Origin of the sequence: Delftia sp. ASV31, from assembly GCF_016428765.1 — a bacterium.
Classification (GTDB): Bacteria; Pseudomonadota; Gammaproteobacteria; order Burkholderiales; family Burkholderiaceae_C; genus Comamonas; species Comamonas acidovorans.
On sequence record NZ_JAELTK010000037.1, the window covers coordinates 39,072 to 55,378 of the forward strand.

A 16,307-nucleotide genomic window follows, 5' to 3' on the forward strand; every position below is an offset into this window, starting at 1 on the left:
AACGCCCAGACACAGAACACGGCAGGCCTGCTGAATTTGCAATGCATTCCAAGGTCTTGGTTACAACAACCAGATAACTCCTGTTTTTCAGCGCCGCCATGGCTCCGAAAATCCGGAAGCGACCAAAAAACCGCTCAAAGCGTCTGAAGCCTCGCTGCAGGAACGCAATGCGCTAGGACTGATCCGGATACATATCGGACGATTCCGAATCACGCTGGCGAACTGCCCGCTTCCGCTCCAAGCGCTTCCTATGATGCGCCCGCATCTCCTTTGAAATCATTGGCATGCGCGGCTTGCTTTGCCGTGCGGCGCATTCAGGACAGGAAACGGCGACGTGATGGGCACAAGGAAACAGGCAGGCCGGAGCCTGCAGGCACGGCAACTACGGTTGCGGTTGCGGCTGCAATTGCTGAAGGCAATGCGGCATGGATGAGCGTCCCGCGCTCACCTTCACGCTGCGCGGCCTCGATGACCGCGACGCCAGGCTGTTCCGCTCCTTCGTGCGGCTGGTGGACCACCGCACGCAGCACCGCTGGGAATGGACGGAATCCTCGGCCGATCTGGTGGTACTGCATGACGGCGTGCACGAGCCGCCGTCCAGCCGGGTGACGCTGCGCGTGGGCCGCCAGCCCCAGAGCACCCGCCCCACGGGGGACTACCTGAGCCTGCCCCTGCGCGCCGACGCGGTGGAGGACTGCCTCAATGCCATGGGCCTGCGCGCCCTGGCCGTGCGCCAGACGGCGTCCGGGCAACGCATGGTGGCGGCACCCCACCCGGCAGCGGCGACCGACATGCTGGTGCAGCTGCTGCGCTGGCCGCCCCAGCGGCTGCTGACAAGCGCGCACCACATGCGCCTGGCAACGTTGATGACGGGCCGGCCCACCACCTTGCAGGCGCTGTGCCGGCGCTCGGGCCTTGCGCCGGAGATCTGCGCGGCCTTCCTGAACCGCCTCGACGCCATCGGCCTGCTGCGCTGGACCGCCACGGCACCCCGCAGCAACGCTGCCCCGGGTCCTGCCCAGGGCATTCTCGGCCGCATCCGCCAGCGGCTTGCCCAATTGACGAGAGCCTCCGTGCATGAGTGAGCTGAAGATCCTGATTTGCGGAACCGCGGGCGCGGGCAAGACCACCGCCATACGCGCCGTCAGCGAGATCGCGCCGGTAAGCACCGACGTGCGCAACACCGATGCGGCAGTGGACAAGGCCCTGACCACCGCCGGCATGGACTACGGAGAACTCACCCTGGACAACGGCGAAAAACTGTACCTGTACGGCACACCGGGCCAGGAGCGCTTCGACTTCATGTGGAACATCCTCTCGCACGGCGCGCTGGGGGTGATCCTGCTGATCGACAACAGCCGGCCCGACCCACTGGGCGACCTGGATACCTACATCAATGCCCTGTCCGCCACGCTGCGCACCACGGCCTGCGTGGTGGCCGTGTGCCGCATGGACCGGCATGGCCGGCCCGACCTCGAAGGATTTGCCCTGCACCTGCAGTCGCGTGGCCTGCTGTGCCCGGTGGTGCCGGCCGATGTGCGCGAGCGCGCGCAGGTGGTGGCACTGATCGAGTTGCTGCTGCTGCAGATCGAAGCCCTGTCGCAGGACAGCCCCCATGAAGAATGACCCCGCCCTGAAGGCGCGCGCCCACCGCGAGGGACTGTTCCTCTCCCTGGTGCTCGACAAGGCCAAGGCCCATCTCGCGCTGGCGCGGCGCAAGGTGCAGGGCGTGGAAGGCGTGCTGGTGGTCTGTAACAGGCGGCCTGCAGCGCGTAGCGCTGCATTGATGGGCCTTCTCAGAACCGCTCGGCGCACAGCGCCTGCCACTGCAGGATCTCGATCTCGCCGCGCTGCACCCGGATGAGGCCCCGCGCCTGCAGGCCCTGCAGCAGCACGTTGGTGGTCTGGCGCGAGATCGACAGCATGCGCGCCAGTTGCTCCTGCGTGATATCCAGGCGCGGCCGGGCCGGCACGTCGTCCAGCCGCTCGCCGTAGCCGCGCGCCATGGCCACCAGGCGGCGCGCCAGCCGCTGGGGCGCGGGCAGCAGGGCCAGATCCTCCAGCGCCGCAAAGGCCGCGCGCATGCGCCCCGACATCAGCACGCCCAGGTCATGCCAGTGCGCGGGGTGCTGCTGCAGCCAGTCCAGCAGCGGCTGGCGCGGCACCTGCAGCACCACGCTGGGCTCCATGGCGTGGGCATCGTGGGTGCGCGGCGAACCGTCGAACAGCGCGATCTCGCCAAACCAGGTGGCCGGTCCCATGCGCGTGAGCAGGGCCTCGCGCACCTGCTCGCTCTGGCCACCCACACCGGAGAAACCGATGCTGCCCCGGACCACGGCGAACAGCCCGCCCTCCAGCGCATCGCCGCGCAGGAACAGGGCCTCGCCCGTCTCCAGGCTGCGCTGCTGCGCCAGCGCCAGCAGCAAATCGGCAAACTGCGGCGCCAGTGCGCTGAACCAGCGGCCGGCGCGCAGCGTGGGCAGGTAGGAAGAGGCGTGGGCAGTTTGCATGAGAGGGGATGTCGGGTGGCTGACAGACACAGCCGGCGGGCCTGCGTATTTTCGCCGCTGACATCGAACACATGCCAGGAGACCTTTCCATGCAAGCCTCACACTCCCTGCCCCGCGCGCTGGCGCGCCCTTCCCGCCTGCTGGCCAGCCTGGCCACAGCCGCTTTGCTGGGCGCCTGCGCCCAAAGCACCCTGCCCGTCTCCGACATGGCCAGGCCCCAGCCGGCCAGCGCCGTCACGCGCGCGGCCCAGCAGGCGGCCTTGGCACAGCAGCCGCTGGACGATGCGCAGGCCATGGAGGACGCCCGGCGCGGCCTGATCGCACCGGCCGACACCCTGGTCGTGCGCAATGCCCAGGGCCGTCCCATCTGGAGCATGCAGTCCTATGCCTTCCTGGAGCAGGACCATGCGCCCGACACCGTGCACCCCGCGCTGTGGCGCCAGGCCCAGCGCAACCGCGTCAGCGGCCTGTTCCAGGTGACCGACAGGCTCTACCAGGTGCGCGGCCTGGACCTGTCGAACATGAGCATCATCGAGGGCGAGACCGGCCTGATCGTGGTCGATCCGCTGATGTACACCGAGACCGCCCAGGCCGCCATGGACCTGTACTTCCAGCACCGCCCGCGCAAGCCCGTGGTGGCCGTCGTCTACTCGCACAGCCATGTGGACCATTTCGGCGGCGTGCGCGGCGTGGTGCGCCAGGAAGAGGTGGATGCGGGCCGCGTGCAGGTCATCGCCCCGGCGGGCTTCATGGCCGAGGCCGTGGGCGAGAACGTGATCGCCGGCCACGCCATGGGCCGGCGCGCGCTCTACCAGTTCGGCATGCTGCTGCCGCGCGATGCCAGGGGACAGGTGGACGCAGGGCTGGGCAAGGCGGGTGCGCCCGGCACCATGGGGCTGATCGCGCCCACGCGCGTGATCGACAAGCCGCGCGAGACCCTGCGCATCGACGGCGTGGACATCGAGTTCGCGCTCACGCCCGGGGCCGAGGCGCCGGCCGAGATGATCATGTACTACCCCCAGCTCAAGGTGCTGAACATGGCCGAGATCGCCGTGCACACCCAGCACAACCTGCTGCCGCTGCGCGGCGCCCAGGTGCGTGACGCGCTGGGCTGGTCCCGCCACCTGAACGACGCCCTGCACACCTATGGCGGCAAGGCCGAGATCCTGATCGCCCAGCACCACTGGCCGGTCTGGGGCCAGCCCCGGCTGCAGCGCATGCTGGCCGGCCAGCGCGACACCTACAAATACCTGCACGACCAGACCGTGCGCCTCATGAACCACGGCTACGTGGGCTCGGAGATCGCCGAGATGCTGAAGATGCCCGAATCCCTGGCCCGCGACGGCGCAACGCATGCCTTCTACGGCCACCTGCGCCACAACATCCGCGCCATCTACCAGCACTACCTGGGCTACTACGAAGGCAACCCGGCCCAGCTGGAAGCGCTGCCGCCCGTGCCCGCCGCGCGCAAGACCGTGGAATACATGGGTGGCGCCGACGCCGTGCTGCGCCGTGCGCAGGCCGACTACGAACGCGGCGAATACCGCTGGGTGGCGCAGATCGCCTCGCAGCTGGTCTTTGCCGACCCGGCCAACCAGGCAGCACGCCGCCTGGCGGCCAATGCCTATGAACAGCTGGGCTACCAGATGGAATCGGCCACGGCCCGCAACGCCTTCCTGCAGGGCGCGGCGGAACTGCGCCAGGGCGTGCCCCAGCTGCCCAGGCCCGGCAGCACCGCGCGCGACCTGGTGCGCAGCCTGCCGCTGGAGATGTTCTTCGACTACCTGGGCGTGCGGCTGGACGCGGGCAAGGCCGCAGGCCAGCGCATCGTGCTCAACTGGACCTTCACCGACACCGGCGAGCAGCGCAGCCTGAACCTGGAGAACAGCGCCCTCACCCAGAGCCCGGGCCTTGCGCCCGCCGCCCATGCCAGCCTGCGCCTGACGCGCGCCACGCTGGACGCCATTGCAGGCCAGGAGACCACGATGGCCGAGGCCATCAAGAGTGGCCAGCTGCGCATCGAGGGCGACGCCTCCAAGGTGACGGCGCTCATGTCCATGCTGGACCGCTTCGACAGCGTGTTCCCCATGGTGGAGCCACGCCCCGAGCGGGCCGCTCAGTAACCGTGCTGGGCGCGGAAGTCGCGCGCCTTGCCGAAGTGCCCGTTGCCGATGAAGGGCACGGGCGGGCGCAGCGCCGACAGCGGCGAGGGATGGTTGCTGGTCAGCACCAGATGGCCCCGGTCGGCCGGAATGAAGGCGCGCTTGGACTGCGCATGGCTGCCCCAGAGCATGAAGACCACGGGGCGCGCGCCCTGGGCGATGTGCCGGATCACCGCATCGGTCAGCAGCTCCCAGCCCTTGCCCGAGTGGCTGGCCGCCTGGCCTTCCTCCACCGTGAGACAGGTGTTGAGCAGCAGCACGCCGTTCCTGGCCCACTTGACCAGGCTGCCGCCCGGGTTGGGAAACGGCGGAAAGGGCACGCCCAGGTCACGCTGCATCTCCTTGAAGATGTTCTGCAGCGAGGGCGGCATGCGAACGCCCGGCGCCACCGAGAACGACAGGCCTTCGGCCTGCCCCCGGCCGTGGTAGGGGTCCTGCCCCAGGATGACCACGCGCACTTCCTCGGGCGGGGTCAGCTCCAGCGCGCGCAGCGGCTGGGGCGGAAAGATCACGGCGCCGGCTTCCAGGCGCTGGTGCAGAAAGGTCAGCAGCTGCTGGCCCGTGGCACCCGCGAAGAAGTCCTCGACCAGGGGCTGCCAGTCGGGCGCAACGGGCCAGTCGGCGGGATCAGCGGATTGGAGTTGGTCGGCTTGCGCCGGGGCGATTGCGTCGTCTTGAAGGGCCATGGCGGATGGGGCACCAGCGCACGCATGGCGCGCGATGGTGGTTCCTCGAAGGTACGAAAGAAACGGGAATGCACCGGCGCGCGGCCGGTGCATTGATGTCCTGAGGATACCCGCAGTCGCACAGCCGCCCGGCGTGTGCGACATGCACGTCAGCGCATCAGCGCGTCCGGCGGCGCCGGCGCATTGCCGCCATGGCCAGCAGCACCGAGGCCGATGTGGCCGCCAGACCCGCGAGGTTCCACACGGGAATGGCTGCAGCAGAGGTCGCCGCCATCACCATGATGCCGCCCGGATCGACCACCACGCCATTGGCCTGCAGGTCATCGTCGCCCAGGCCGCCGTCCTGGACTTCCAGGGTGTAGGTATTGGCCGAGATCACCTTGAAGCCGTCGTTGAAGGCATACCAGTGCGGTGCCGGGTTGGCCGCCGTGGGGCCGTACTTCCAGTACTGGGCACCCGCAGGCAGGGCCTGCGGCATGGTGACGCTGAGCTTCAGCGTCGCGCCTGAGTTGCAGCCCGACGAGCGCAGGTCCAGCACACCCAGCGGATAGGCCGCTGCACCCTGGGGTGGTGCAGCAGGCAGGCTTTGCGCGCGCACCAGCGATGCCGATTGCAGGCTGCAGCCGCTGGCCGGATTGCTGACGGTCAGCGTCGCGCTGCCGCCTTGCAGGGTCGAGATGGTGGTGGCGCCAGCGACAGGGGCGTTGACCGTCAGGGGCTGCGAGGCGGGCCCCGCGCCGCTGCTGGACTGTGCCGCCACGCTGCAGTTGTAGGCCACGCCGGGCGTCAGGCCGTTGACCGCCACCGTCGGATTGCTGGACGTGCCCGTCAGCACCGCGCCGCCGCCTTGCGGGACGCATTGCGCCACATAGCCCGTGACCGTCTGGCCGGGGATGGAGGCCACCGGATCGAAGGTCAGCTGCACGGCCGTGCCCTGCGCGAAAAAGCCCGTATCGGCAGGTGGCTGCAGTGCGCCCGGAACGCTGCCGGACCAGACGCTCATCGCATCCACGCCGAAGAACAGGCTTTGCCGGTTGTCCACCTCGGCAATGCGCAGGCGCACGGTCTGGCCTGCGTAGGCCGACAGGTCGAACTGCAGCGACTGGTAGCCGCTGCCGCTGGCCGAAGGACCGGGCGCCGTGGCCGGCGGCCACTGGAAGACGTTGGCCAGCACACCGGCGCCCAGGCTGTCGGGCGCGGTGGCAGGGTTCATGACGTCGATGCGCACCTGCTGGTTGGGCGCAGCCACCGTGTAGTCAAGCGTGGCCGGCGCCGCAGCGACCTTGGCCGCATTCTGGACATAGACGCGGGCGCTCAGCGTGGCCGGGCTGCCCGCCGGAATGGCGACGTCCTGGTAGAGCACATGGCTGCCGGGGCCGGGCTGGTCGCTCATGAGGGCAAATGCCCCGTCGGGAGGTGCAGGCACGGCCACGGGCGTGATGGCGCCCCTGGCGCCTTGCTGGGCGGCGAAGCCGCCCTTGGAGCCGGCCTGGGACACGGATTGCCAGCCCGTGAAAACCAGGGAACCCGGACCGGAGTTCTGCTCGAAACTGCCGTTGGCCAGCAGTTCGGCGGCTTGCGCCGGGCCCAGGGCCGCAAACACCGCAAGCCCCAGACAGGACTTGCGGGCAACGCCTTTTACGCTGTGCATGATGCTGCCTTGCGCCGATCAGCGTTCGTAGACGGTTTCGGTGGGCGCGCTGTCCTGGGTGTTGCCCATGACCCGGTTGTTGTTGAACGAGGTGATCTTCCCGCCAGCCACAGCGTTGAACGCCTTGTCATTGCCGAACACCGTGGTGTTGGACAGGTAGACCTGGGCGGTCGTGCTCTGGACACTGATGGCGGCGCGGGCTGCATCGCCCTGGACCGGCTGCACATTGCCCAGCAGTTGCGAGCCTTGCACGAGCACAGAGGTGTTGGTGGCTGCAGCGTCCACCCTGACCGCCGCCTGCGCGAAGCCCTGGATCTTGACGTTCTCCACCACCACCTTGCCGGCCTGCAGGATGTTCACTCCGGACAGGCCCTGGTCAACGCCGTTGATGTCCAGGCTCCTGAGCACCACGGTATCCGAAGGGTTTGCAGAGACAGTGATGCCGTTCGTGCCCGACACCAGCACGCCGGCGATGGCACCGCCGCTGCCGTCAATGGTGATGGACTTGGTGATGGTGATCGCACCGAATCCGCCCGGGTCCAGCACATTGATCTCACCCTTGGCGGCCGTCTTGGAGATGGCCCCCGCAAACGTCTTGCAGGGAGCCGTGCGGCTGCAGGGGTTGACGTCATCGCCCACGCCCGAGACCCAGGTGCGCGTGGCCTGTGCCCAGGCGCCGGACGATGCCAGCGCGGCAGATGCGCAAACGATGAGGGCAGCCCAGCCGCGGCTGGACGGGAAAGGGGCACGGGGCATGAACGACATCGGAGTCTCCGTAGGCGATGGGCTGCGGCCATGGTGCCGGATCGGCATTTCATGCGCATTGTCAATAATTATCATGCAAACGAAAAACTTTTAGAAACACTATTTGCACAAAAAAGCCCGCACGCATGGCTGCGGCGGGCTGCTTCGGTGGCGCACCACCGAGGGACCGATCCGGTCTTGGCTTCAGGCAAACAGCTTGGCCAGCGCCTCTCCCGGCTCCTTGGCGCGCATGAAGGCCTCGCCCACCAGGAAGCTGTGGATGCCGGCATCGCGCATGGCCTTGACGTCCTCGCGGCTGCCGATGCCCGACTCGGTGACCAGCAGGCGGTCGGCGGGCACGTTCTTTTGCAGGTCCAGCGTGGTCTGAATGCTGACCTCGAAGCTGCGCAGGTTGCGGTTGTTGATGCCCACCAGCGGCGTCTTGAGCCGCAGGGCGCGGTCCAGCTCGGCGCCGTCATGGACCTCGACCAGCACGGCCATGTCCAGGCTGTGGGCGATCTGTTCCATCTCGGCCATCTGCGCGTCGTCCAGGCAGGCGGCGATCAGCAGCACGCAGTCGGCGCCCATGGCCCGCGATTCGTAGATCTGGTAGGGATCGACCATGAAGTCCTTGCGCAGCACGGGCAGGTGGCAGCTGGCGCGCGCCTGCTTGAGATAGTCCACGCTGCCCTGGAAGAACTGCTTGTCGGTCAGCACCGAGAGGCAGGCGGCGCTGACGCCCTTGCCGTCGCCATCGGCATAGCTTTGCGCGATGTCGGCGGGGATGAAGTCCTCGCGGATCACGCCCTTGCTGGGGCTGGCCTTCTTGATCTCGGCGATCACGCCGGCCTGGCCGGCGGCGATCTTGGCGCGCAGCGCGCCCACGAAGTCGCGCGTGAGCACGCGGCTTTCGGCGTCGCGGCGCATGTCCGCGAAGGGCATGCGCTTCTGGGCGGCGGCCACTTCCTGCACTTTCACGTCGCAGATTTGCTTGAGGATGTCGGACACGTTGCTTTCCTTGGTTTCTTGTATTCGGTGGTCGATGGGGGCTGCGCGGCTCAGGCCGTCAGCCGGGCCGTGTAGGCCACGAGTTCGTTGAGCTTGGCCAGGGCCGCGCCGCTGTCCAGCGCCGCCTGGGCGCGGGCCATGCCGTCCTCGATGCTGGAGGCCACGTTGGCCGCATACAGGGCGGCACCCGCGTTCAGGCAGACGATGTCGCGCGCGGCACTCTTTTCGCCATGGAGCACGCCCAGCAGCATGGCCTTGGATTCCTCGGGATTGTCCACCTTGAAGGCGCGCGTGCCCACCATGCGCAGGCCGAAGTCCTCGGGATGGATCTCGTACTCGCGCACCACGCCGTCCTTGAGCTCGCCCACCAGGGTGCCAGCGCCCAGGCTGATCTCGTCCAGGCCGTCGCGGCCATAGACCACGATGGCGTGCTCGGCGCCCAGGCGCTGCAGCGCGCGCACCTGGATGCCGACCAGGTCCTCGTGGAACACGCCCATGAGGATGTTGGGCGCGCTGGCCGGATTGGTCAGCGGGCCCAGGATGTTGAAGATGGTGCGCACGCCCAGCTCCTTGCGCACGGGCGCCACGTTCTTCATGGCCGGGTGGTGGTTGGGCGCGAACATGAAGCCGATGCCCACGTCGGCGATGCTGCGCGCGATCTGCTCGGGGCTGAGCTGGATGTTGACGCCCAGCGCCTCCATGGCGTCGGCGCTGCCGCTCTTGCTGCTGACGCTGCGCCCGCCGTGCTTGCTGACCTTGCCGCCCGCCGCCGCGATCACGAAGATGGAGCAGGTGGAGATGTTGAAGGTGTTGGCGCCGTCGCCGCCCGTGCCCACGATGTCCACCAGGTGGCGCTTGTCCTCCACATGGACCTTGTTGGAGAACTCGCGCATGACCTCGGCCGCGGCCGTGATCTCGCCGATGGTCTCCTTCTTCACGCGCAGGCCGGTGACGATGGCGGCCGTCATCACGGGCGACAGCTCGCCGCGCATGATCAGGCGCATCAGGTGCAGCATCTCGTCGTGGAAGATTTCGCGGTGCTCGATGGTGCGCTGCAGCGCTTCCTGGGGGGTGATCTGGGTCATTGCGGTGTCTCGGTTGGGTGCCGGCCTGCTCAGGCCTTCTGTTCCAGGAAATTCTTGAGCATGGCGTGGCCATGCTCGGTGAGGATGCTCTCGGGGTGGAATTGCACGCCCTCGATGGCCAGGCTGGTGTGGCGCACGCCCTGGATCTCGCCGTCCTCGCTGGTGGCCGTGATCTCCAGGCATTCGGGCAGGCTGGAGCGCGCAATGGCCAGCGAGTGGTAGCGGTTGACCGTGAACTGCTCGGGCAGGTCGGCGAACACGCCCTTGCGGTCGGTGGTGATGACGCTGGTCTTGCCATGCATCTGCTGGCCCGCGCGCACGATGTCGCCGCCGAAGGCCGCGCCAATGCTCTGGTGGCCCAGGCACACGCCCAGGATGGGCAGGCGGCCCGCGAAGTGCTGGATGGCGGCCACGGAAATGCCGGCTTCGGCCGGCGAGCAGGGGCCGGGCGAGATCACAAGTCGGTCGATCTTCTCGCGCTCGACCAGGGCGATCACCTCGTCCAGCGTGGCCTCGTCATTGCGCACCACGGTGACATCGGCACCCAGCTCGCCGAAGTACTGGACGATGTTGTAGGTGAAGCTGTCGTAGTTGTCGATCATCAGCAGTCTGGTCATACCGGCTCCTGGGTCTCAAAGGGAAAATCGGGTGGCGCGGGCATGCCGCAGCGAAGGCTGGCGCGGGAATGCGCGCAATGCTGCCTGGGTCTGGAAGAGGGAATCTGAGGGCATCTGGGCAATCTCCTGGGTTCTGGGAGCCGCCGTGCCGGGGAGCCATCTGCTGGGTGAGCCTTGCTGCCGTCACGGCGGCAAGGCGCGGTACGCAACCGCAACGACGTGCCGCTTCCTTATTGGAAGCGCCACCACTGTGCAACGATGATCGAAACGGGCGTACCGTTCATGGCTGTCTTGGATCGAGAGTTCAAGTGTCTGGAAGACGGGAATGCAGCAGGCTGCATGGCGAAGCATGCTAACACAGCCCCAATCCATGAACACGCGCTGCCCAACTCAGGGACACCGAGGAAGGGCCGCCCCGCACCGAAGGTGTCGTCCCCCTCGAGAGGGGGAAGCGGCGCAGCCGCTCAGGGGGTGCTCTATTTCAGGAAATCCGGCTGGTCGAACTTCTGCTTCAAAAAGCGCCCGTTGGCCAGCAGCGCCTGCGCATCGCTGGCCGCCACATGGGCCACCACCTGCTGCATCTGCCCGGCCAGCAGCGCCAGCTGCTCGGTCAGCAGTTGCCTGGCCGTCTTGCCGTCCTGCACGGGCTGGGTGACACGGAACAGCGGCGGCAGCGCCGCATAGTGCGACAGCGTGGCGGGCAGGTACTGCAGCACCGTCTCGCGCACGGTGAACAGGCCGTCGTTGAAGACCGGGCCGGCCTCGGCCAGCGAGGGCAGCACCTCGTGCACCGAGCCGCGCACGCTGTCCAGGTGCTTTTGCATCTCGGGCGTGAGCATCGGGCGGGCCTTTTGCACCAGCTCGTCGATGCGTTCGCGGATGTCCTCGGCGCTCCAGTGCTGCTGCAGCGCCCGCTCGAAGCTGGCACCCGCGGGCTGCAGGGCCCAGCCCAGCAGCAGGCCCGCGACGTACAGGCCCAGCGTGATCCAGCCCCAGCCGGCACCGATCACGCCCGCGAACAGCAGCACCGGCCCCAGCAGGGCCAGCGCCAGCCCGGCGAGGTTGCCGTTGCCGTAGAAGAAAAGCTGCAGGCGGCGCATCAGGCAGGTCCGATCGCTGGCGGCGCTGTCACTGGTAGCCCCGGATTTCCTTGAACACCAGCGGCAGCCCGCTCTTGCCGGTGTTGCGCGCATCGAAGGCGCGCCCGCCCGTCAGCGCGGCCAGGGCCTGCATTTCGCCGGACTGCGCCTCGCCAAAGATGATGGGAAAGACGCGCACCAGCGGCGCGCCGCCGTCGCGCGCCATGCGCTGCTCGCGCTCGAATGCGGCCCAGTCGCGGCCGGCCGTGTTGGCGCCATCGGTCAGCAGCACGATGCTGACGAAGCGCTCGGGATCGGCCCGCAGTTCCTGGCGTGCCTGCTGCTGGGCCAGCGTGAGCGCGTCATAGATGGCCGTGCCGCCGTCGGCCACCAGGCTGTCGGCATAGGCCAGCACCTGGGCGCTTGCGGCCTGCAGGTCGCCCGCCGCGAACTGCACGCGCGCGGGCTGGCCGACCAGGCCCGAGAACGGAATCAGCAGCACGCGTTCGCGCGCCTGGAAGGCGGCGTAGCGCTGGCTGGCGGCCGATGCCTCGGCGCCGGACAGCAGCTTGAGCGCCTCCTTCATCTGCGCCAGCCGTGCACCCTTCATGGAGCCGCTCACGTCCAGCACGAAGATGCTGGTGGCCGGGCGGCGCAGATCGCTCTGGTAGGCCGAGAGCACGGCATCGATCACCTCCAGCCGGTTCGGAAAGCTCAACTCCACCACGGGCGCCGTGGGCAGCGCCGGGCTGGCCTGTGCCTCGGGGCTGGCGGGGCGCAGCTGGGCCTGGCGCAGCGGCTGGCCCTGGAAGGCGGGGGCCTTGAACTGGGCGACCAGCCGGTCATAGTCTGCGCGCCGCGCAGCGTTGAGCAGCATCAGCGGATAGTCGGCCGAGATCACGCCGTCGCGCGGGTAGACCAGGGTGAGCCGGTCGGCGGCGGGCAGCTTCTCGTTCAGGCGCAGGATCACGGCCTCGTAGTTGACCAGCGCATCGACGGCGCCGGGCTCGCGCTCGAAGGCCTCGGCCAGCCAGCCGGAGCTGCCGGCGGTGAGCTTCTGACCCGACAGGAAGTCCTTGAGCACCTTGGCATTGACCTCCCTGGCGTCCAGGTCCTCGGTCTTGCCGGCCACGGCAGAGGCCACGGCGAACAGCGCGCTCATGCCGGTGTTGGAGCTGGCCGGATTGGTCATGCCGTAGCGCAGCCGGCCCTGGGCGGCAGCGCGTGCGATGTCGGCCCAGGTGGGCGGTGCCTTGTCCCAGCCCAGCTTTTGCAGCACGGGGGCCTTCACGCCCAGGGCCACGCGCGAGTAGAAAAGCTTTTCGCGCGCCAGCGGCTTGTTCGCCAGCGCCAGCGCGGGATAGGCGCCATTGGGCGGCAGGATGGCGTCGTACTGCTCGCCCGCATTGATGCGCTCGACCATCTCCAGCGTGCCCGCATAGCTGAGCTTGAGCGGCACGCCCGCCGCCGTGGCGGCCTGCTCCAGCGCGGGCGCCACGTCCTTGAGCTCGGAGCCGGCCAGCACGGTGAATGCACCCTGGGGAGCGGCGGACGGATCGGACTTGGCGGCGGCCTGCTGCGCGGGTTCGGGCGACTTGCCGCAGCCGGCCAGGGCCAGCGCAAGGCCCAGCAGCCACCAGGCCGCCAGGCGCCGGAACATGCTCACAGCACCACCTCGCCGGCGGGCGCCTGCAGCGCCTCGCGCACGGCCTCGCGGCGGCTCTTTTCCAGATAGGCGCGGGACTTGTCCACCTCCTGCGACAGCGTGTCCACCGTGGTCTGCATGGAGGCCAGGGCCTTGACCTTGAAGTCGGCCATGGCGTCCATGGTCTGGTAGATGTTGCCGAAGGCCTGCTGAAGTTTGGCGATGTCGATGGTGCTGCCGGCCGCCTGCTCGTGGATCTTCCCGCTTTGCTCGCGCAGCAGCTCGCTGGTGCCGGCGATCAGGTTGCCCGTGGTGGTGTTCAGCGCCGTGATCTGGTCCAGCACCAGCTTCTGGTTGGCCAGCGCCTGCGCCACGATGACAGCCGTGCGCAGGGCGGAGACCGTGGTGGTGGTCGCGCGGTCCACGCCCTTGGCCAGTTCGAGGTTGTTCTTGCGCACCAGGTCCAGCGCCAGGTAGCCCTGCACGTTCACCGCCATCTGGGTGAGCAGGTCGGTGACCTTCTGGCGTGCGTAGAACAGCATGTCCTCGCGCACCACGCGGGCCTTTTCGGGGTCGCTGGCGTCCAGCTGTGCAGCCTTGGCCTCCAGCGCCGCGTCCAGCTTCTTGCCGATGTGGATGTATTTCTCCAGCCGCTCCATCAGGCCCCACAGGTTGGCCTTTTCCTGCTCGATGGCGGCGTTGTCGCGCAGCAGCTCATCCTTGCCGCGCTTGAGGCTGTCGATGATGGCGTTCAGGTGACTCTGGCTGGACTGGAACTTGTCGAAGTAGTCCACCAGCCTGTTGCCCATGGGGATCAGGCCCAGCAGCTTGCGCGGCTTGAACAGGTCGTCCTGGCGCGAGGGGTCCAGCGCCTCCACCTGGCGACGCAGGTCGATCAGGCCCTGGCCGATCTGGCTGCCCTGGTCGAACAGGCCGTTGTTCAGCGTCTTGACGGGGCGCTCCAGCATGCGGTTGGAGACAGCGGCAGCGGCCTGCACCTCCTTGTTGCCCATGCCGTGGATGCGCTCGACCGCGCCCTTGAACGCGGGCGACTGGCTGTCGTTGGCGGTGATGTCGTCGATGAACTGCGCCACCTGCGCGTCCAGCTGCTGCACTTCCTCGGCCTTGAGGCGGACCTTGCCGCTGGCCGACTCGATGGGCACGGGCAGGGCGGGCGCAGGCGGCTCCAGCACGAAATCCTGCGCCTGTGCAGGCACGGCCACAGCGGCGCTGGCCGTGGTGGTCTGGGGGGTGTTGCTCATCGGTTGCTCCTGGAACGTTCGGTCATTTGAAGCGCTGCTCCATGTCCACGATCATTCGCTCCAGCCACTCCTGGCTGGGCGGTTCGATCACATCCACCAGCTGCGCGGGCGCCTGCACGCCCTGCCCGGCCCAGCGCTCGGGCCCGTGCGTGTCGCCGCCGGTGCGAAAGCCGTATTCCTGCGCCAATGCGCGCAGTTGCGGATCGGATTCGAGCAGCTGGCCCACGCGATCGCCTGCAGGCGTGTAGGGCACGAGCACATGCTTGGAATACAGCGTGGGCTGCGGGTAGAGCATCACCATCTCGCCGCTTCTGCGCTGCGGGTGGCGCAGCAGGAACTCCACCAGCTGCGATTCATAGGCCACCAGCAGCGGCGCCTTGCCCATGCCCAGGGCCAGGTAGTCCTCGAAGGGGCCGGCCGACGAGCTTTCCTGGAAGCCCTGGCGCAAAAACAGCGGCCCCACCTGGGGCAGCACGCGCTCCAGGTCGGCCGGGCTTTGCACCACCTGCTGGCCGTTGAGCACATAGCTGGCCAGCGCCAGGTACATGGCCGCGCTGTTGGAGCTGCGCACATCGGTGCTGGCGGGCAGCACGGCCTTGCCGGTGGCAAAGGCGCCGGAGGCCTTCAGGTCACGCCAGCGCGTGCCCTTGCCGGCCATGGCCAGCAGGGCCGGCAGATCGGTCACGTAAAAGAAGTCGCCCTGCTTTTGCGCAACGCCGTTGGCGATCAGGATCTCGGCAATGGGCCGCCAGCTGGCGAACACGATGGGCGTGTAGAACGGCGTGTAGACCGTGCCGGCCCTGGCCGCCGCCTTGAGCTGGGCCGCAGCCGGCGCCCCCGAGGGAAAGCCGAAGTCGTACTGCTTGGGGTCGTAGCTGTTGGCAATGCTGCGCGAGCCGGCCTTTTGCACCGTCACCGTCACGCCGTGGCGCGCCAGCACGTCGCGCACGCGCTCGTCCTGGAAGAAGGCTTCCTTCTCGGAGCCGATCAGGCCGCGTGCCGTCACGGACTGCTGCTGCGTCAGCTGCGCCTGGCGGTCCTGCACCAGGGCCGTGCGCGAGTACCAGATGCCGCCGCCCACGGCCGCCAGCAGCAGCGCCGCCAGCCCCGCCGCCAAAGCACGGCGCGCGTTCATTGAGAGGCTCCGCCCTGGATGACGGCAAGATGAAATTCGGTCATGAACGCGCGGGCCGTTGTCATGTCTTGTTCAAAAAAACTTCTTATACGGAAGTTTTGTGACACAACGACGACACGCGGCCCGGCCCGCGCCGCGACTACCTCAACGCGACTATCTCAGCGCGACTACCTCAGCGCGAGTTGCTCAGTGAAGCTGCGCCCGCCGGGCGTTTCGCGGTGCTGCTGGGTGCGGTGCTCCACCAGCTGGTCCCACGTCTGCATCTGGCGCTCTTGCGTCTTGCGCAGCGCGCCGGTGACCTGCTTGCCGGCTGTCTCGATCAGCGTGGTGATGGTGCGGCTGTCCTGCACCTTGGTCAGGTCATAGTTGCCCGACTGCAGATCCAGCATGCTGCGGTTGCGCGCCTTTTTGGACTCGGCGTTCAGGGACTCGGTCACCACCTGGGCGATCGACTCGCCCTCCCTGCCGCGGGACTGCCGGGTGGTCTTCTGGCCCACCTGGTACTCGGCGCGGCCGATTTCGGTCACGGCGCCGAATTCATTGGTGTTCTCGAAATCACCGCTGAAGCTGGCCTGGAAATCGGCCAGGCCGCTTTGCAGGGACTGCACGGAACGCTCCAGCCCGGCGAGTGCGGCGATGGCGCCCGGTGCGGCGATGGCGCCCGGTGCGGCCGGCGCCTGCGCGTTGTGCAGCTGACTGAAGGCACTCTTGAACATGTCCACC

14 protein-coding genes and 1 pseudogene are annotated in these 16,307 nt (G+C 68.2%); 3 read left to right on the forward strand and 12 right to left on the reverse strand.

Going from position 1 to position 16,307, the window contains the following annotated elements:
* Positions 1-425: 425 nt before the first annotated feature.
* Positions 426-1,085, forward strand: a complete 660-nt coding sequence (locus JHD82_RS15035; protein WP_199137216.1) for a hypothetical protein — start codon at positions 426-428, stop codon at positions 1,083-1,085.
* Positions 1,078-1,626, forward strand: a complete 549-nt coding sequence (locus JHD82_RS15040) for an ATP/GTP-binding protein (protein WP_199137218.1) — start codon at positions 1,078-1,080, stop codon at positions 1,624-1,626. The genes JHD82_RS15035 and JHD82_RS15040 overlap by 8 nt, the downstream gene beginning before the upstream one ends.
* 170 nt (positions 1,627-1,796) lie before the next feature.
* Here JHD82_RS15040 and JHD82_RS15045 read toward each other — a convergent pair whose 3' ends face one another.
* Positions 1,797-2,510: a Crp/Fnr family transcriptional regulator gene (locus JHD82_RS15045; protein ID WP_199137220.1), complete on the reverse strand. Its 714-nt coding sequence runs from the start codon at positions 2,508-2,510 to the stop codon at positions 1,797-1,799.
* Between the two features lie 89 nt (positions 2,511-2,599).
* Here JHD82_RS15045 and JHD82_RS15050 point away from each other — a divergent pair, with 89 nt between their 5' ends.
* Positions 2,600-4,633 (forward strand): alkyl/aryl-sulfatase, encoded by a 2,034-nt coding sequence (locus JHD82_RS15050; protein WP_199137222.1) that lies wholly within the window; start codon positions 2,600-2,602, stop codon positions 4,631-4,633.
* On the opposite strand, the gene JHD82_RS15055 is transcribed toward JHD82_RS15050, so the two are convergent.
* The 11 genes and pseudogenes from JHD82_RS15055 to JHD82_RS15105 form a co-directional block, all read right to left on the reverse strand.
* Entirely contained in the window at positions 4,627-5,358 is a 732-nt protein-coding gene (locus JHD82_RS15055; RefSeq protein ID WP_043780562.1) for a uracil-DNA glycosylase, read from the reverse strand. The genes JHD82_RS15050 and JHD82_RS15055 overlap by 7 nt on opposite strands.
* 157 nt (positions 5,359-5,515) lie before the next feature.
* Complete coding sequence (locus tag JHD82_RS15060) at positions 5,516-7,009, reverse strand: fibronectin type III domain-containing protein (RefSeq protein WP_199137224.1); 1,494 nt, start codon at positions 7,007-7,009, stop codon at positions 5,516-5,518.
* Positions 7,010-7,027: 18 nt separating this feature from the next.
* Positions 7,028-7,774 (reverse strand): hypothetical protein, encoded by a 747-nt coding sequence (locus JHD82_RS15065; protein WP_199137226.1) that lies wholly within the window; start codon positions 7,772-7,774, stop codon positions 7,028-7,030.
* Between the two features lie 183 nt (positions 7,775-7,957).
* Positions 7,958-8,761: an indole-3-glycerol phosphate synthase TrpC gene (trpC, locus tag JHD82_RS15070; RefSeq protein WP_012202702.1), complete on the reverse strand. Its 804-nt coding sequence runs from the start codon at positions 8,759-8,761 to the stop codon at positions 7,958-7,960.
* Between the two features lie 50 nt (positions 8,762-8,811).
* Positions 8,812-9,846 carry an anthranilate phosphoribosyltransferase gene (gene trpD / locus JHD82_RS15075; protein WP_013804671.1) on the reverse strand — a complete coding sequence of 345 codons (1,035 nt, stop codon included), beginning with the start codon at positions 9,844-9,846 and terminating at the stop codon, positions 8,812-8,814.
* Positions 9,847-9,875: 29 nt separating this feature from the next.
* Positions 9,876-10,463 carry an aminodeoxychorismate/anthranilate synthase component II gene (locus JHD82_RS15080; protein ID WP_012202700.1) on the reverse strand — a complete coding sequence of 196 codons (588 nt, stop codon included), beginning with the start codon at positions 10,461-10,463 and terminating at the stop codon, positions 9,876-9,878.
* 476 nt (positions 10,464-10,939) lie between these two features.
* Positions 10,940-11,563, reverse strand: a complete 624-nt coding sequence (locus JHD82_RS15085) for a hypothetical protein (RefSeq protein ID WP_123694597.1) — start codon at positions 11,561-11,563, stop codon at positions 10,940-10,942.
* A gap of 28 nt (positions 11,564-11,591) precedes the next feature.
* The gene (locus JHD82_RS15090; RefSeq protein ID WP_199137232.1) at positions 11,592-13,202 is read right to left on the reverse strand and encodes a VWA domain-containing protein; all 1,611 of its coding nucleotides are present in this window, start codon (positions 13,200-13,202) and stop codon (positions 11,592-11,594) included.
* A gap of 2 nt (positions 13,203-13,204) precedes the next feature.
* Positions 13,205-14,449: a toxic anion resistance protein gene (locus JHD82_RS15095; protein WP_199137228.1), complete on the reverse strand. Its 1,245-nt coding sequence runs from the start codon at positions 14,447-14,449 to the stop codon at positions 13,205-13,207.
* A 22-nt stretch (positions 14,450-14,471) separates the two neighbouring features.
* The gene (locus tag JHD82_RS15100) at positions 14,472-15,584 is read right to left on the reverse strand and encodes a hypothetical protein (protein ID WP_199137230.1); all 1,113 of its coding nucleotides are present in this window, start codon (positions 15,582-15,584) and stop codon (positions 14,472-14,474) included.
* Between the two features lie 167 nt (positions 15,585-15,751).
* Positions 15,752-16,307 (reverse strand): annotated as a pseudogene (locus tag JHD82_RS15105) (hypothetical protein); the annotation flags it as partial.

Coding starts and splice junctions, on each gene's coding strand:
- JHD82_RS15080 (WP_012202700.1), bottom strand. CDS start 10,463: ATGACCAGACTGCTGATGATCGACAACTACGACAGCTTCACCTACAAC.
- JHD82_RS15035 (WP_199137216.1), top strand. CDS start 426: ATGGATGAGCGTCCCGCGCTCACCTTCACGCTGCGCGGCCTCGATGAC.
- JHD82_RS15060 (WP_199137224.1), bottom strand. CDS start 7,009: ATGCACAGCGTAAAAGGCGTTGCCCGCAAGTCCTGTCTGGGGCTTGCG.
- JHD82_RS15065 (WP_199137226.1), bottom strand. CDS start 7,774: ATGTCGTTCATGCCCCGTGCCCCTTTCCCGTCCAGCCGCGGCTGGGCT.
- trpD (WP_013804671.1), bottom strand. CDS start 9,846: ATGACCCAGATCACCCCCCAGGAAGCGCTGCAGCGCACCATCGAGCAC.
- JHD82_RS15095 (WP_199137228.1), bottom strand. CDS start 14,449: ATGAGCAACACCCCCCAGACCACCACGGCCAGCGCCGCTGTGGCCGTG.
- JHD82_RS15085 (WP_123694597.1), bottom strand. CDS start 11,563: ATGCGCCGCCTGCAGCTTTTCTTCTACGGCAACGGCAACCTCGCCGGG.
- JHD82_RS15045 (WP_199137220.1), bottom strand. CDS start 2,510: ATGCAAACTGCCCACGCCTCTTCCTACCTGCCCACGCTGCGCGCCGGC.
- JHD82_RS15050 (WP_199137222.1), top strand. CDS start 2,600: ATGCAAGCCTCACACTCCCTGCCCCGCGCGCTGGCGCGCCCTTCCCGC.
- JHD82_RS15090 (WP_199137232.1), bottom strand. CDS start 13,202: ATGTTCCGGCGCCTGGCGGCCTGGTGGCTGCTGGGCCTTGCGCTGGCC.
- JHD82_RS15040 (WP_199137218.1), top strand. CDS start 1,078: ATGAGTGAGCTGAAGATCCTGATTTGCGGAACCGCGGGCGCGGGCAAG.
- JHD82_RS15100 (WP_199137230.1), bottom strand. CDS start 15,584: ATGAACGCGCGCCGTGCTTTGGCGGCGGGGCTGGCGGCGCTGCTGCTG.
- JHD82_RS15055 (WP_043780562.1), bottom strand. CDS start 5,358: ATGGCCCTTCAAGACGACGCAATCGCCCCGGCGCAAGCCGACCAACTC.